This is a genomic window from Cryobacterium sp. TMN-39-2, assembly GCF_004402745.1.
GTDB lineage: Bacteria > Actinomycetota > Actinomycetes > Actinomycetales > Microbacteriaceae > Cryobacterium > Cryobacterium zongtaii.
In genome coordinates this window covers 49,275-65,783 of sequence record NZ_SOFX01000046.1, presented here as the reverse complement: position 1 = coordinate 65,783, position 16,509 = coordinate 49,275, and the positions used below count along the sequence as shown (strand labels likewise).

Annotated in this window: 12 protein-coding genes and 1 pseudogene; 10 read left to right on the top strand and 3 right to left on the bottom strand. The window is 68.8% G+C overall.

What is annotated here, in order from left to right:
- From E3O57_RS18840 to E3O57_RS17760, 7 genes and pseudogenes are all read left to right on the top strand, one after another.
- Nucleotides 1–1,425, top strand: a pseudogene (locus E3O57_RS18840) (hypothetical protein); the annotation flags it as partial.
- A complete protein-coding gene (recR, locus tag E3O57_RS17785; RefSeq protein WP_088455142.1) occupies nucleotides 1,426–2,025 on the top strand; it encodes a recombination mediator RecR in 600 nt (199 codons plus the stop codon).
- A gap of 161 nt (nucleotides 2,026–2,186) precedes the next feature.
- Nucleotides 2,187–3,482: an aspartate kinase gene (locus E3O57_RS17780; protein WP_103432718.1), complete on the top strand. Its 1,296-nt coding sequence runs from the start codon at nucleotides 2,187–2,189 to the stop codon at nucleotides 3,480–3,482.
- Between the two features lie 304 nt (nucleotides 3,483–3,786).
- Nucleotides 3,787–4,890, top strand: coding sequence for an aspartate-semialdehyde dehydrogenase (locus E3O57_RS17775; protein WP_103478798.1), 1,104 nt, complete (start codon nucleotides 3,787–3,789; stop codon nucleotides 4,888–4,890).
- Between the two features lie 82 nt (nucleotides 4,891–4,972).
- Nucleotides 4,973–7,342 (top strand): bifunctional diguanylate cyclase/phosphodiesterase, encoded by a 2,370-nt coding sequence (locus tag E3O57_RS17770; protein ID WP_103478799.1) that lies wholly within the window; start codon nucleotides 4,973–4,975, stop codon nucleotides 7,340–7,342.
- A gap of 16 nt (nucleotides 7,343–7,358) precedes the next feature.
- Nucleotides 7,359–9,020, top strand: coding sequence for a cell wall metabolism sensor histidine kinase WalK (locus E3O57_RS17765; RefSeq protein ID WP_103462045.1), 1,662 nt, complete (start codon nucleotides 7,359–7,361; stop codon nucleotides 9,018–9,020).
- A 31-nt stretch (nucleotides 9,021–9,051) separates the two neighbouring features.
- Nucleotides 9,052–10,230 carry a diguanylate cyclase gene (locus E3O57_RS17760; protein WP_103478800.1) on the top strand — a complete coding sequence of 393 codons (1,179 nt, stop codon included), beginning with the start codon at nucleotides 9,052–9,054 and terminating at the stop codon, nucleotides 10,228–10,230.
- Nucleotides 10,231–10,252: 22 nt separating this feature from the next.
- Here E3O57_RS17760 and E3O57_RS17755 read toward each other — a convergent pair whose 3' ends face one another.
- On the bottom strand, nucleotides 10,253–10,852 hold the full coding sequence (locus E3O57_RS17755; RefSeq protein WP_133159717.1) for a hypothetical protein: 600 nt from the start codon (nucleotides 10,850–10,852) through the stop codon (nucleotides 10,253–10,255).
- A gap of 119 nt (nucleotides 10,853–10,971) precedes the next feature.
- Between E3O57_RS17755 and E3O57_RS17750 the strand changes: the two genes are divergently transcribed.
- Nucleotides 10,972–12,405 carry a glycosyltransferase gene (locus E3O57_RS17750; RefSeq protein ID WP_241990489.1) on the top strand — a complete coding sequence of 478 codons (1,434 nt, stop codon included), beginning with the start codon at nucleotides 10,972–10,974 and terminating at the stop codon, nucleotides 12,403–12,405.
- Entirely contained in the window at nucleotides 12,402–12,764 is a 363-nt protein-coding gene (locus tag E3O57_RS17745) for a hypothetical protein (RefSeq protein WP_103478802.1), read from the top strand. The genes E3O57_RS17750 and E3O57_RS17745 overlap by 4 nt, the downstream gene beginning before the upstream one ends.
- A gap of 56 nt (nucleotides 12,765–12,820) precedes the next feature.
- Here the strand turns inward: E3O57_RS17745 and E3O57_RS17740 are convergent, their stop codons facing one another.
- Nucleotides 12,821–13,807, bottom strand: coding sequence for a response regulator transcription factor (locus tag E3O57_RS17740; protein WP_174776362.1), 987 nt, complete (start codon nucleotides 13,805–13,807; stop codon nucleotides 12,821–12,823).
- A gap of 62 nt (nucleotides 13,808–13,869) precedes the next feature.
- The gene (locus E3O57_RS17735; RefSeq protein WP_103478803.1) at nucleotides 13,870–14,865 is read right to left on the bottom strand and encodes a glycoside hydrolase family 6 protein; all 996 of its coding nucleotides are present in this window, start codon (nucleotides 14,863–14,865) and stop codon (nucleotides 13,870–13,872) included.
- Between the two features lie 90 nt (nucleotides 14,866–14,955).
- Between E3O57_RS17735 and E3O57_RS17730 the strand changes: the two genes are divergently transcribed.
- Nucleotides 14,956–16,431 (top strand): malate:quinone oxidoreductase, encoded by a 1,476-nt coding sequence (locus E3O57_RS17730; RefSeq protein ID WP_103462050.1) that lies wholly within the window; start codon nucleotides 14,956–14,958, stop codon nucleotides 16,429–16,431.
- Nucleotides 16,432–16,509: the final 78 nt, after the last annotated feature.

The window sequence follows — 16,509 nt, the reverse complement described above, 5'->3', positions numbered from 1 at the left end:
CCGGCTGCGACGACCGTCCCTCCAGCCGCCCCAGGCTGGGCCACCCGGACGCCGGGCACCCCCGCTGCCGTGCCGGTCGAGCCCGCCGCGGCGGTCGCCACCAGCCCGGCTGCCGATGTCAGCCCCGCCAGCCCGCAAGCCGACCGTCCCGATCCGACCGCCGAGACGGTGCCGCCCGCGGCCCCCGTCGTGCCCGTCGGCCCGGTCACCCTGGCCCAGATCAAGGACGCCTGGCCCCAGATCCTCGAGGCCGTCAAGGAGGTCAAGCTCAGCGCCTGGCTCGTGGTCTACACCGCCCGTGTGCTCGATCTGCGCGGCGAAGACATTCTCGTGCTGTCCTTCCCCAGCGAGCAGGACATGCAGGGCTTCAAGGCCCAGCAGGCTCCAGGCCAGGGCGTCAGCGAGTTCCTCCGCGGCGCCATCGTGAAGGTGCTCGGCCTGCGGGTGAAGTTCATCGCCCGCGCCGACTCCGAAACCTTCGCGCCTGCACCCACTTCCGCACCCGCGTCCTCTGCCGAGGTGCCCACCTCCGGACCAGCTGCCCCGGTGCGCCAGGGCAACTCGTCCGCAGCAGGGCAAGGCGCGGAGGGGGCCTCCCCGGCCGGCACGACGCCGACCGCCTCGACGACAGGGCCAGCGCCCGCTGCCTTCGCGCCGAGTGTTCCGTCGACGAGCACCGCGCCGACCTCTGCCGCTGTCGATCTGCCTTCGGCCGGTCCCGCCGTCTTCGGTGGCCCGTCCGGCGATGCCACCTCCGGCTCCACCTCTGGTACCGGCCCGGCATCGACCGCGACCACCGGAACCGCGACGGCGACCCTCGCACCGCCGGCCACCTCCACAGGCTGGGCCACCGTGGTCATCCCCGGATCCGCTGCCGCCCTGGCCGCTGCCGAGACCGCGGCCGGTGAACCCATCGTTGTCCCGCCCGTCCTCGGGGCACCCGGCAGTGCATCCACCGGTGCACCCGCCAGCGCGCCAACTAGCGCCCCCGCCGACACACGCTCCGCCCCCGCCGGCACCCCGGACGCCACGAGCGCCCCGGCCGACACCGCACCGTCGTCAACACCCGCCGCCGCACCTAAATCTGCCGCGTCGCAGTCTGCACCGCAGTCCGCCCCGGCCTACGACTACGCGCCCGAGCCCGATATCGAGCCGCCCTTCGACGAGGAGCCGCCGCCATACGACGACCTCCCGCCGGACCCGCAACAGTTCGCCGCACCCCCGGAACCGCCCCGCGGCGCCCGGCCGGCCACCCAGCCGGCCCCAGTCCAACAGGCTCCCCGCCAGCAAGCCCCCGGCCGGCGTTCGCCCGCGTTCGCCGAGAAGCAGCGCTACGGCGAGGCCGTGGTGCGCGAGATCCTCGGCGCCACCTTCATCGAGGAACAGCCGCACGACCCGATCTCGCGACAGAGGAACGATAACTAAATGTACGAAGGCATCGTTCAGGAACTCATCGACGAGCTCGGCCGGCTGCCCGGCATCGGCCCCAAGTCGGCGCAGCGCATCGCGTTCCACATCCTGCAGACCAAGAACTTCGACGTGACCCACCTGGCCAACGTGCTGCTCGAGGTGCGCGACAAGGTGAAGTTCTGCGAGATCTGCGGCAATGTGTCCGAGCAGGACACCTGCATGATCTGCCGCGACCCGCGCCGCAACCCCACCTCGATCTGCGTGGTCGAAGAGGCCAAGGACGTCGTCGCCATCGAGCGCACCCGCGAGTTCAAGGGCCTGTACCACGTGCTCGGCGGGGCGATCAGCCCCATCGACGGCATCGGCCCAGACGACCTGCGCATCCGTCAGCTGATGACGCGCCTCGCCGACAACACCGTGCAGGAGGTGATCATCGCCACCGACCCCAACCTCGAGGGCGAGGCCACCGCCACCTACCTCTCCCGCCTGCTGACCACCCTCGACATCAAGGTCAGCCGCCTGGCCTCTGGCCTGCCCGTCGGCGGCGACCTCGAGTACGCCGACGAGGTCACCCTGGGCCGTGCCTTCGAGGGCCGCCGCACCGTCACCAGCTAGCGCTCCGCCCGGTCCGCCCGGTCTGCCGGGGTACGCGGCGACATGGGAGCCCCACGCCACCCCGCCTCGCACACGGCGTCACATGAACGCCCGAGAATACGAACGCATTTAGGATGGGAGCGCGGGATGTCGCCGCGTACCCGGAAGCCAGGAGTGCCCACGTGAGCCTGATCGTGCAGAAGTTCGGCGGATCATCCGTTGCCGACGCCGAGAGCATCAAACGCGTTGCCAAACGCATTGTCGACACCAAGAAAGCCGGCAACGACATCGTCGTGGCCGTCTCCGCGATGGGCGACTCCACCGACGAGCTGCTCGACCTCGCCCACGAGGTCACCCCGATCCCGGCGCCCCGCGAGCTCGACATGCTGCTCACCGCCGGCGAGCGCATCTCCATGGCCCTGCTCGCCATGGCGATCAAGAGCATGGGCTACGACGCCCGCTCGTTCACCGGCAGCCAGGCCGGCATGATCACGGATGCCCAGCACGGCGCCGCGCGCATCGTCGACGTCACCCCCGGACGGCTGCGGGATGCCCTCGACGAGGGCGCCATCGCCATCGTCGCCGGTTTCCAGGGCTTCAACCGCGACACCAAGGACATCACCACCCTCGGCCGCGGCGGCTCCGACACCACCGCCGTCGCCCTCGCCGCCGCGCTCGGCGCTGACATCTGCGAGATCTACACGGATGTCGACGGCATCTTTAGCGCCGACCCTCGCGTGGTCCCCAAGGCGCACAAGCTCGAGCGGGTCTCCAGTGAAGAGATGCTCGAGCTCGCCGCGGCCGGCGCCAAGGTGCTCTACATTCGGGCCGTGGAATATGCCCGCCGGCACGGGGTCACGCTGCACGTACGGTCGTCGTTCAACAACAACACCGGCACCATTGTCTACAACCCGGGCGCCACTAGCCCGTACGCCACCGAAATATTGAATGGAGAGCCCGTGGAAGAGCCCATCATCGCGGGGGTCGCCGCCGACCTCAGTGAGGCCAAGGTCACCGTCGTCGGTGTCCCCGACATCCCCGGCAAGGCCGCGCAGATCTTCAAGATCGTCGCCAAGACCAACGCCAACGTCGACATGATCGTGCAGAACGTGTCGGCCGCATCCACCGGTCTGACCGACATCTCGTTCACCCTGCCCAAGTCGGAGGGTCAGCAGGTACTCACCGCGCTCACCAACGAGCAGGCCAACGTCGGTTTCGCCGGCCTGCAGTACGACGACCAGATCGGCAAGCTCGCCCTGGTCGGCGCCGGGATGCGCACCAACACCGGGGTATCCGCGAAGCTGTTCGAGTCGCTGTTCGAGGCCGGCATCAACATCGAGATGATCTCCACCAGCGAGATCCGAATCTCCGTCGTCACCCGGGCCGACACCATCAACCAGGCCCTGCGCGTGGTGCACACGGCCTTCGGGCTCGACAGCGACGACGAAGCCGTCGTGCACGGCGGCACCGGCCGCTAAGGCCCCGTCCCGCCCGCTCGGCAGCCAACTGTTGCCCGTGCGGACATCTGCGCCCGGTACGCCGGCACCATTTGTCCGCATCGGTAACAGTTGAACCCCGCGGGCACCCGCCGGCCTCCGCCGGCCCATAGGATGCCAAAACCCGCGCACCCCCGGCATAACTCCTGCAATTTCTGCCAAAAACCCCCGTTTTGTCCCGTTTGGGCTCCAACCGGGGAGAATTGCAGGAGTTATGCGCATCCCGGCACAAGATCACCGGCACGAGACCGACCCGCACCAGACTTGACTGAGTAAGGACCACACAGTGACCAGCACCGCAGCCACCAGCACCGCAGCACCCCGCCGCGCCGGGATCAACATCGGCGTCGTCGGCGCCACCGGCCAGGTCGGCGCCGTCTTGCGGCGCCTGCTCGAGGAGCGCGACTTCCCGGTCGCCAGCATCCGCTACTTCGCGTCCGCGCGCTCCGCCGGCACCGTGCTGCCCTACAAGGGTGAGCGGATCGTCGTGGAAGACGCCTCCACCGCCGACCCCACCGGACTCGACGTCGCGATCTTCTCCGCCGGCGCCACCCTGTCCAAGAGCCAGGCGCCCCGGTTCGCCGCGGCCGGCGTAACCGTGGTCGACAACTCGTCGGGCTGGCGGATGGACCCCGACGTGCCGTTGGTGGTCAGCGAGGTCAACCCGGAAGCCATCGACCAGGCCGTCAAGGGCATCATCGCCAACCCGAACTGCACCACCATGGCCGCCATGCCGGTGCTCAAGGTGCTGCACGACGAGGCCGGCCTCGAACGGCTCATCGTGAGCACCTACCAGGCGGTCTCCGGCAGCGGCCTGGCCGGCGCCCAGGAGCTGGCCAGCCAGATCCGCGCCGCGGCCAGCGACGACAACCTCCTCCAGCTGGTGCACGACGGCTCCTCGGTGAGCATGCCCGAGCCCACCATCTACAAGCGGCCGATCGCGTTCGACGTCATCCCGCTGGCCGGGTCGATCGTCGATGACGGCCTGTTCGAGACCGACGAGGAGAAGAAGCTCCGCAACGAGAGCCGCAAGATCCTCCAGCTGCCCGAGCTTCTCGTCAGCGGCACCTGCGTGCGGGTGCCGGTCTTCACCGGCCACTCGCTGTCGATCAACGTCGAATTCAGCAAGCCGATCTCCGTCGCCCGCGCCACCGAGCTGCTCAGTGACGCGCCCGGCGTGCAGCTGAGCGACATCCCCACGCCGCTGGAAGCCGCCGGCGCCGACCCGAGCTTCGTGGGCCGCATCCGTCAGGACCCCGGTGTGCCCAACGGCCGCGGCCTGGCGCTGTTCATCAGCAACGACAACCTGCGCAAGGGTGCCGCGCTGAACGCGGTGCAGATCGCCGAGCTCATCGCCGCGAAACTCGCGACCCACGTCGACATCGGATAGGCCCGCAGGCACGCGGTCGAGGTCCGCTCCGCTAGTGTCAGAGCTTGTGGAGACGATCAGGGCAGCAGGAACCGGGAGCCGGGTGGCTTTCGCCGTATTCGCGGCGACCGCGCTGGCGCTCATCGGCTCCGCGCTCATCCAGCTCGTGCTCGGCGGCAACGCTGAACACCTGTTCATCGCCCTGACGGCCGTGGCCATCACGGGCATCCTCGACATCCCCCGGCTCCGGCTGGGCACGGTACCGCACCGCAGCCCGGTCGTCAGCCTGCCCATCGTGGTCGTGCTGGCCGTCGACCCGGTCTTCGCGCCGCTGATGTCGGTGGGCCTGGTCTGCCTGGGTGTTCTGATCGTGGTTTGGGTCCGCGCCCGACGGCCCGAATTGGCGTTGTACGCGGCCGGGCTCACGGGTCTGGGCGGTGCCGCGTTCGCCGGCGTCCTCGCTCTGCTCGCGTCCCTCGACGTGATGGCCGCCGGCGTCGCCGCAGCAGCGGCGCTCGCCTACTTCACCACGGTGGTGGCGCTGGAGGCTGTCCGCCGGCGGTTCGACCGGACCGGCCTCGACCTCGGCCCCGGACGACAGTACTCGGTGCCCCGTCTGGTCCTGATCGGCGGCGGGTTCGCCGGGCTCTGCGCCCTGATCAGCCAGTGGACGCATCCGTTCTTCGACACGCGCACCGATACACTGGCCACCGCCGTCACCCTGGTGCCGCTCGCGATCGTCGGCGGCGGCACGATCCTGCTCGTGCGCGCCATGTCGATGCGCCGCCGTCTGGCCGGCGTGGTCGACGGGGTCATCGACCTCAACGCCACGAACCACTTCGTCAAGTCCGGCGGGCAGGCCACCCCCATCACCATCAGCCCGGCCAGCAGCAGCGTCGACCTCGCCAGTGTGCTGCGTCGCGCCGCCATCGCCACGGTGGGCGTCGAATCCGCCGGCATCCGGCACGAGCCGGCCGGCCTGGGCGAGATCGACGCCCCGCTGTCGATCGGACCGCTCGGCCAGTACCTGGTGGCCCGCCGCGACGTGATGGACTACCCGTTCACCGGGGACGACCGCCGCGCCCTGCAGGCCCTCGCGCACACCGCCGACGTGGTCTACGCCGCCCGGGAGAGCATCGGCGGACTCACCATCCGCGCCAACACCGACCCGCTCACCGGGCTGCCCAACTACGGCGCCTTCCAGGATGCCCTGGCCAACATCAACGACCACCGCGACTACTCCGAGGCGCTGGCCGTGCTGTTCATCGACCTCGACGACTTCAAACGGATGAACGACCGCTACGGCCACCAGGCCGGCGACGAGATCCTCAGTGAGATCGGTCGTCGACTCAGCGCCGTCATCCGCCCCTACGACGTCGTCGCCCGCGTCGGCGGTGACGAGTTCGTCGTCATCCTCACCCGGCTGTCGTCGCTGGCCGAGGCGAAGCTGCTGGCCGAGAACATCATGGAGGCCACCGGCGAGCCCCTCGCCGTCAGCGGCACCGTGCTCAACCCGATCCTCAGCATCGGTCTGGCCTACTCCGCGCACCGCGAGACGGATGTCAACCAGCTGCTGCGCGATGCCGACCGCAGCATGCTCGCGATCAAGAAGTCCCGCCGCCGCGGCGGCCCGGCCAACGAGAGCAGCATCAACATCTCCGGGCACCGCTCGTCGCAGATGAACGACATCGTCGCTCGCGCCATCGACGAAGACCTGCTCGAACTGGCCTTCCAGCCGATCGTGAGCCTGGTCACCGGCCAGATCTGGGCCTTCGAGGCGCTGGTGCGGTACTCCGACCCCGAGCTCGGCCCGTTGTCGCCGCCGTCGCTGGTGGAGAAGGCCAAGAGCCTCGGCCGGCTCGACGCGCTCACCCGCCAGGTGGCCCTGAAGGCGATGGCCGCCGCCGCCGACTTCCGGCTGATCGAACCGCGCATCGTCTGCATGACCATCAACGTCGAGGCCGGCCAGATCCTGCCGCAGCGGGTCGGCAGCTTCGTCGAAGAACTGGCCGACCGCTACCCGGGCATCTCGCTCTGCCTCGAGCTCAACGAACGCTCCGTCGCCCGGGTGTCCACCGCGGTGCGCGCCCAGGCCGACCACCTCCGCGACATCGGCATCATGATCGCCCTGGACGACTACGGCTCCCAGGATTCCTCGGTCGACGCGCTGGTGCGGATGCCGATGGACATCCTCAAGATCGACAAGAGCCTCGTCGACGACCTCGACGATGTGCGCCAGCGTGAGGTGCTCACGGCGCTGCAAGGTTTCGGTGACAACCTCGAGTATTCGATGATCGTGGAGGGTGTCGAGAACGAGGCGATGGCCACCCATCTCTCCGCGTTGGGCATCCGCAGCGCCCAGGGTTTCCACTACGGCGTGCCGCGCAGTTTTGAAAAGACCCTCGCCCGCCTCGAAGAGTTCGGGGCCGCCGCGGTACTGCCCGTGCGCGCCGCGTCTGAGCTTCCCCTCTGAACGCTAGGGTCGCAGTATGGTCGAGCAGAGTTTGAGGTTGCCGCACGTCGGCGTGCGGGAGCGCGTTGAGCGGTCCGTTTTCCTCTCCCAGCTGCTCCTGGCCGCGGCCACCCTGCTGCTCGTCGCGGTCACGGTCGCCAAGGACGCGTCCATGTTCGTGGAGCCGCTCTACTTCCTCGGCGTCATGGTCATCTTCGCCACCACCGGGCTGGCCGCCGCCGTGCCCTGGCGCCGGCTGCCCAAGATCTGGATCATCGTCCTGCCGCTGCTCGACATCGTCGGGCTCACCCTGGCGCGCGAGGCGCAGCCGCAGCTCGGTGTCAGCTTCCTGCTGGTGTTCCCGGTGATCTGGCTGTCGACCCACTTCGGTCAGGCCGGCGCCGCCGGCAGTGTCATCTTCGCCAGCGTGCTGCTCTGGGCCGGCCTGCCGTTGAAGCTTCTCACCGACCCGAACAACGCCACCGGCTACGCCACCTCGCAGGCGCCGCTGCTGGCCGTCGTGACGATCATGCTCGCGTTCGTGGCCTCCGTCACCTACACCACCAACCGGCGGGCGCTTGCCCAGCGGGTGCTGCTCACCCAACAGGCCGGTCTTTTCGAGGCGGCCCTGCAGCGCTCCCGGCGCCAGGAGCAGACCCTCGACGAGATCTTCAACACCGTCGACTTCGGTGTGGTCGGCTACGACAGCGACGGACGGGTCAACTTCGTCAACCGGGCCCAGCGGTCCATGCTGACCCGGTTCGGCGTCAGCGACGGCATCGGCCTGGCCACCATCGTCTACAAGGAAGACGGTGTCACGCCCTTCGACGGTCCCGACCGGCCCACCCAGCGCGCCATCCGCGGTGAAACCGTTGACAGGGTCACGGTGTGGCTGGGTTCCCCCGACCAGCCGCAGGCCGCCGTGCTCGTGTCGGCCCGGCCCATCCACGACCACACCGGCCGGTACGACGGCGGCGTGATCGTGACCCGCGACGTCACCGCCGAGGTGCGGGCCGTGCAGGCCAGGGACGACCTCGTCGCCTCGGTCTCCCACGAGCTGCGCACCCCGCTCACCTCGATCCTGGGCTACCTCGAACTCGCCCTCGACGACGAGACGATCGACCCCGACACCCGCCGGATGCTCGAGATCGCGTCGAAGAACTCCGACCGGCTCCTCGAAATCGTCTCCGGCCTGCTCACCGCGGCCAGCGAGTCCAAAGAGGGTCTCGCGCTCACCGTCGCGCCCTGCGACCTGTCCGCGATCATCACGGAGGCCGTCGAGTCGGCCGAGCCGCTCGCCGCGCAACGCGGCATCCGGTTCGAACTGGCCGAGCTGGCGCCGATCACGGTCACCGCGGACGCCTTTCGGCTGCGCCAGGTGATCGACAACATCTTCTCCAACGCGATCAAGTACAACGTGGAGTCCGGCAAGGTCAGCGTCGAGGTGCTGGAGGTGTCCTGCGGCATCGAGGTGCGCGTCGCCGACACCGGCCGGGGCATGAGCGAAGACGAACAGGGCAACCTCTTCGACAGGTTTTACCGGGCCGACTCGGTGCGGGGCTCCAGCGTGCACGGCACGGGACTGGGCCTGAGCATCAGCCGGGACATCATGCGCGAACACGGCGGCGATCTGCGCCTGGAGTCGACCAAAGGCAAGGGGACGACGGCAATCGCCACGCTCCCGGTAAACAGAGGTTGAGCGTGGCACGCCACGCTCAACGGGGGACAACATGCACCTAGACGGACCCACCCTGCAGATGATCAGTGGGTTGATCACGATCCTGTGCGGGGTCTCATTCATCTTCAACACCGCGCTGAACCGCAACGACCCGCCCGGCCGTCTGTGGAGCCTCGCGTTCGTGGCGGGCATTATGGTGGCCGTCGGTTACGGCGTCTACATTGTCAGCGCCGAGGCATGGTGGTCGATCACCTTCGCCAACGTGTCCCTGGTCATCGCCGTCGGCGCGCTCTGGTCGGGCAGCAGGGTCTACAACGGCCGCGGCTCCGGCTTCGCCGTGGTGGGCGGCCTGGCCCTGGTCGTGGGCGTCATCAGCCTCCTCCCCGGCGCTGACGGCGGCGAGTGGGCGGGGGCTGCCCCGCTCTGGCTCGTCGTGGCGCTGATGGGCGCCTTGGGTGGCACCGAGGCCCTGCGCGGCCGGCTCCGCCGCAACGTCAACGGGCGGATCTTCGCGCTCGTGCTCTTCGTCGTCGCCCTCTTCTACTCCGGCCGCGCCATCGTCTTCACCGTGGACGGCGTCGACAGCGCCACCTTCATCACCTACTTCGACTCAGGCACCACCTCGATCCTCAACATGGCGCTCATCGTGACGGCCTGCGTCGCCACGTCGATCCTGCGCGCGGAGCGGGTCGGCAGCAACGCCGTCGGCGACATCACCGTGGGCATCCATTCGGCCGCGGGCGTGCTGTCCGGCACCGCGTTCCAGCAGGCCGCCACCGACCATCTGCAGCGGGCCGAACGGGCCGAGCTGGGCCTGGCCCTGATCGGCGCGGACATCGACAACCTCCCCGAGATCAACACGGCGTTCGGGCGCGTCACCGGTGACGAGGCCATCGCCCGCTTTGCGGACACCCTCCGCGGCAGCGCGCCACTGTTGGCGCAGATCGGACACCCGGCTGCCGGCCGCTTCTACGTGCTGGCCGCCGTCGGATCCGCCACCGAGGCTCTCACCATCGTGCAGCGGATGCAGAACGCCCTCGTCGACGGACCGATGGGGGAGTCCTACAAAATCCGGCTCACCGCGAGCTTCGGCATCGGGGACACCTTCGACCACGGGTACGACCTCGCGGCCCTCACCGCCGCGTCCGGCCGGGCCATCGACGTGGTCAAGCGCCGCGGCGGCAACGACATCGCCGTGACCACCGAAGCCGCCGTCACCCGCGACCCCTGACCGCGAAACAGCCGGCGGGCGGCTAGGGCACGATCGCGACGGTGATCTGGTCGCTGGCGGTCTGCTTCGCGAACGAGGCCGAGGTGGGCGTGGTCTGGATGAGCAGCTCGTAGGTGAACGACAGTGTGACGCTGGTGGCCGTCGGGTCGAGGGCCGACAGCACGTAGGTCTGTCCGTAGCTGTACGGCGCCTTCATGAGGTAGCCGGGCACCAAGGTGGTCTGGTCCACGAAGGGTGCGGGCGGCTCCAGCGCGCCCGTGGGCCCGGTGACGGCCGTAATGACGGTCATCTTGGACAGGAACACGTCCTGGCCGTCGTCGGTGCCGAGCGTGGCGCTGAGCGAGAGGCTCACGGGCTTGTTCGCGGCCGCGGTCCACTCGCCCATGTTCAGGCTCGAGGAGTAGTCCACGGTGAGCGCCGCATCCCCGGCCGTGATCTGGTGCCGGGTCGATCCCGTGGCCAAATCGTTCTCGATCGCCGTGAGGGTGGCCTTGGTCTTCGGGGTCGCGGACGGGCTCGCCTCGAGGCCGGCCCAGGGGGCCTGACCGCAGGCGGAGAGAGTAATCGTGAGGCCGGCCGCACAGGCCAGCGCCGCGAGGCGGGTACGGGTTGACATCGTCATGGGATCCCCCGGGGGTGCACTGGTGCGCGCGGGTGCTGCGCTGGTCTTGAGCATATCTTGTGAGAACCTTGCCCCCGGCCGGGGGTCAGACCGTGTTTTGCCCTGACACAGTGGGGACTGTGAATGACAGCAACAACGCCACCCAGACCGCGCCCAGCCCGGATGCCCACGCCAACGAGTTCAATTCGATGGTGGAGGGCCTGCCGACGTACCGGTCCACCGTGGGCTGCATCGTTCCCGCGTACAACGAGGCCGACTCCATCGCCGGCGTGCTCGACTCGCTGCTGGCCCAGACCCGGCTGCCCGACGTCATCCACGTGGTGGTCAACAACACCACCGACGACACCGTGAAGATCGCCAGCCAGTACGCCGGCCCGCACGAGGTCGTCACCGACGGCGTGATGCAGTTCACCGAGGTGTTCGTGCACGACATCGGGGTCAACCCCGACAAGAAGGTCGGCGCGCTCAACTACGGCTTCTCGCTCATCGAGGGCTGCGATTTCCTGCTCGGCGTCGACGGCGACACCACGGCGTCGCCCAACGCCGTGGAGCAGCTCGAGGCCGAGATCTCCTCGGACACCCGCGTCGGCGGCATCTCCGCGATCTACAGCATCGACGACACCGTGATCCAGGGCCTCGTCCCCAGCTTCCTCATCGCCGGCCAGCGCGCCCAGTTCGCCGCGTTCAACATGCAGAACATGCTCCGCGGCCGCAACATGGCCGTGCTCGGCGGCCAGTTCTCGATCTTCTCCGTCAAGGCCCTGCGCGAGGTCATGGTCGACAGCCACCAGGCCACCCCGTGGGTCAAGGACAGCGAGGTGGAGGACTCCCTGCTCTCGCTGCAGATCAAGAGCGCCGGCTACCTCACCAAGATCAGCGCCCAGGCCCGCGCCAACGTGGGCGGCATGACCACGCTGCGCGGCCTGGATGCCCAGCAGGTCAAGTGGAACTTCGGCGCCATCGAGCTCATGTGGCCCGGTCAGCGCGGCGACACCAAGGGGCAGCCGTTCCACCCCAACCTGCGCCTGCGCTGGCTCGAGAACTTCTCCATGATCGTCAACGTCATCACCCGGGTGATGTTCTTCATCCTGCTGTTCGCCTCGCTCTCGATCGACGCGTTCGTGTTCAGCCCGATCTGGCTGATCCCGCCGGTCATCGCCATCCTGCTCAACTTCCGCACCGCCATGTCGATGAAGAGCCGCACCTGGAAGGACATCGTCTTCGCAATCGGGTTCCTCCCCGCCGAGATCTATATGTGGGTGCGGATCGGCCACTTCGTGCGCGCCTGGACCAAATTCGCCAGCAACAAGCAGGTCGACAACTGGGCCGAGCAGGCCAAGGCCGAGCGCGGCTCCGGTAACGCCTACCTGGTACCCCTCCTAGTGGGACTCGCCGCGGCCGCCGCGATGGTGTTCATCTGGTTGCAGCTACCCATCATGGTCCAGTCCACCATCCTGTGGATCGGATGGCCGATCCTTGGAGTGACCACAGTGCTGCAGACTTTGACTATGTTCTTCACACTGATCAAGCGTCACCGCGGCTACCGGGTGTGAGCGCCCACATCGAGGCCCTCGCCCTGCGCAAACTGCTCGCCCAGATGGGCGGCGACCAGAATATGCAGCGCCGCTTTGTGCACGACTTCGTGCACCTGTGGCACAGCCGGTCCCAGCGGCTGGCCGTGGCGCTGACCCAACGATTCCCGGATGCCGAGGAAGCCCACGTGGTGTTGCTGAGCATCCGCTCGAGCAGCACCATGGTGGGGGCGGTCACGGTGGAGGCCACCGCCGCGATGATGCACGACGCCCTGCGCGACGGTGATATCGCGGGTTCGGTGAGTCACATGACCAGGCTCAACGAGGTGGGCGAGCTGGCCTGCTCCGATCTGGCCACCATGTTCGCCCTGCAGCGCTAAGCCGCGCCCATCCCGTTGGTCGAGCCTGTCGAGACCCCGCGACCCGAAAACGACCCCTAGTACGAGTCGCGCCCGGCCTGATCCGACGCCGCCAGCCGGTAGCCCACGCCGCGCACGGTCTCGAGCCAGCGCGGGGCGGTGAGGCTGTCACCGAGCTTGCGCCGCAGGTTGCTCAGGTGCGCCTCGACGGCACGCTTGTCGGCCTCGTTGACGTAGTACGACGTCACGTAGCTCTCGCCGCGCAGCAGCAGCGCCAGGTCGGCCTTGCTGCGCACCCGCCGCTTCGACTCGAGCAGTGCGGCCAGCAGGTCGAACTCGGTGCGGGTCAGGTCCAGCTCAGTGGTGCCGAGCATGGCCAGGCGCATGTCGTTGCTCAGCCGCAGCCCGTTGTGCTCGATCCAGTCGTCGGCGCGTGCGTCACTGCTGGCGGATGCAGCGGTGCCGGCCTGGGGAAGCGGCACGGTCGCGACGTGCTGCCCGCTCATCGCTACCGGGGCCAGGCTCGGCGGCAGGTCGGCCGCCGGGGGAGCGGGCGCGGTGACCGGCGGAACGTACGCGGGGGTGTATTCGGGTTCCGCGGCGAGCTGTGCGCCGGCGGCCGGTGCGAACGCGGGGGCGGCGGGCTCGGTGATGACCTCGGTACCCTCCGGCGGCAGCGCCAGCCGGGGGCGGCGCAGCATGGCGTCGATGCGGGCGCGCAGTTCGCGCGGCCGGAACGGCTTGGTGAGGTAGTCGTCGGCGCCGGACTCCAGGCCCTGCAGCGTGTCGATCTCTTCGTCGCGGGCGGTGAGCATCACGAGGTAGGTGGCGCTGAACGCGCGAATCCGCTTGGCGGTCTCGAACCCGTCCATGCCCGGCATGCTCACGTCGAGCGTGGTGACGATCGGGTCGTACGCGCGAACCGCGCGCACCCCGTCGAGCCCGTTGCTCGTGGCGATGGTCTTGAACCCGGCCTGGGTGAGTACGGCTTCAAGCAGATGGCGGATGTCTGCGTCGTCCTCAATAATGACCGCTACCCTGCGTATTTCCCCGGTCGTCGACATACCTGAGTATATTACGCGGGTCGAGCATCCATCAGATAGACCCGATTCGGCCCGCCGCCCGGCTACCAGCCGGCAGCGGCCGCGAGCTCGAGGGCCCGCTCGTTCCACCATTCGCCGGCGGCCGGACCGCCGTTGCAGGTGCCGTCGCTCTCGCCCGGCTCCTTCACCCACAGATTCGCGTCGCGCAAGGCCCCATCCGTTGTGGCCTCGGGAGTGCCGCCCAGGGCCCGGCCGGCAGGGTTGCACCATTCGCCGTTGCCGCCCCGGCCGTTGCGCGAGGTGTCGACGACGAAGTGGGCCCCGCCGGTGAGCGCGGAGACCGCCTCACCGAAGGCCTGCTCGGCGGCCGAGTCGTTGTAGTTGGAGACGTTGGTCGCGAAACCGCGCACCTGCGCGACGCCGGCGCGGTTGAGCAGATCGGCGGCGGTGGCCGGGGTGAGCCAGTCGGAGTGGCCGGCGTCGAGGTAGACCGTGGCGACCGTGGGCGCAAAAGCGGCCACGCCCTGCTGAATCTGCGCCACCCTCTGCTCGACATTGCCGCACTCGGTGGCCAGCGCCAGCGCATCCGGTTCGAGAATAACCACGGATGCCTTCAGCGTCAGCGCCGTCGCGATGGAGGCCACCCAGGTGGGATAGTCGCTCTCCGAGAGGCCGCCGGCCGAGAAGTTGCCGCAGTCGCGGTCGGGGATGCCGTAGACCACGAACACCGGCGTCTGCCCGACCTCTTCGGCGGCATCCGCGATGGCGGTGACGTCGGCCTGCACGGTGTTCAGCGGGTACTTCTCCGGCATCAGCCAGATCGCGGAGGGCTGCTCGGCCAGCTTGCCGAGGGTGGCGGCCGCGGCGGAGTCCGGGTCGGCGACCGCGGCGGCGGTGGCAGCCACCTGCGCGGTCGAGTTCGGGTTGGTATAGAAGGAGCGGCCGGCGAGAGGGTTGCCGGCGGCTGCGCTGGTGGCAGTGACCGCAAAGCTGCCGATGAACAGGCCGAGCGCCACGATGGGCGCAGCGAGTGTGATGATGCCCAGGGAAAGGCCGAGACGACTACCGGTCGAGTCCATTTTGCAACCTTATCGCCCGCATCCGGCGTTCGCAGCCGGGGGCTGCTGCGCCCCGGCGGAGCGGCCCGCGCGGCGGGTTAGAGTTAGAGCGTGAATTCAGAAAAGGTCGATGTCGCCCTGATTGGCGGGGGAATCATGAGCGCCACCCTGGCCACCCTGCTCGCCGAACTGCAGCCGGACTGGAACATCCAGGTCTACGAGCGCCTCGGTGAGCTCGCGCAGGAGAGCTCCAACCCGTGGAACAACGCCGGGACCGGCCACGCCGCGCTCTGCGAACTCAACTACATGCCCCAGGCTGCCGACGGCACCGTCACGGCCGAGAAGGCCGTCGCCATCAACGAGCAGTTCCAGATCAGCCGCCAGCTCTGGTCGCACCTGGTGGAGACCGGGGTGCTGCCCGAGCCGGAGAAGTTCATCAACTCCACCCCGCACATGACCTTCGTGCACGGCACCGCCAACGTGGACTACCTGCGCAAGCGCATGGCCGTGCTCGCCGATGAGCCGCTGTTCGCCGGGATGGAATACAGCGAAGACCCCGCCGTCATCGAAAAGTGGACCCCGCTGCTGACCAAGAAGCGCGCCGCCAAGCAGAAGATCGCGGCGACCCGCATCGAGTCCGGCACCGACGTGGACTTCGGCGCCCTCACCCGCTACCTGTTCGCCTCGCTCAAGAAGCGCGGCACCGACGTGCACCTCAACCAGCAGGTCACCGCGCTCAAGCAGCAGGACGATGGCTCCTGGAAGCTCAAACTGCTCAGCCTGGTGGGTCGTTACACGAACACCGTCGAGGCCCGTTTTGTCTTCGTCGGTGCCGGCGGCGGCGCCCTCGCGCTGCTGCAGAAGAGCGGCATCCCCGAAATCAAGGGCTTCGGCGGCTTCCCGATCAGCGGCCAGTTCCTGCGCACCAACAATCCCGCCATCGTCAAACAGCACCAGGCCAAGGTCTACGGCAAGGCCGCCGTGGGCGCGCCGCCGATGTCGGTGCCGCACCTCGACACCCGGGTAGTGGATGGCGAGACCTCGCTGCTCTTCGGCCCGTTCGCCGGATTCAGCCCCAAGTTCCTCAAGACCAGCACCTGGTTCGACCTGCCTTTCTCCGTGCGCGCGCACAACCTCGTGCCGATGCTCGCCGTGGCCAAGAACAACTTCGGCCTGATGAAGTACCTGGTCGGCGAGGTCTTTGCCTCCCGCACGGCCAAGCTCAACGCACTGCGCGAGTTCATGCCCACGGCCAAGGCCGAGGACTGGGAACTGATCACCGCCGGCCAGCGGGTGCAGGTCATGAAGAAGGACGCCAAGGCCGGCGGCATCCTGCAGTTCGGCACCGAGGTCATCACCTCCGCCGACGGCAGCATCGCCGGGCTCCTCGGCGCCTCGCCCGGAGCCTCCACCGCCGCGCCGATCATGGTCGACCTGCTCAAGCGCTGCTTCCCGGGCGAGTACTCCCGCTGGGAGCCGCAGCTGCGCGAGATGGTCCCGAGCCTGGGCACCAAACTCTCCGACGACCCCGCTGCGGCCGCCGCCTCCCTGGCCGCCACCGCCAAGACCCTGCACCTCACCGCGTAGGCGCGGCCGGCCAGCCTGCGCTGCGCCTGCGCCCCGCATCCGCTGCCCGACCGCGAGCTATGCGGGTCAGGCGCCGCT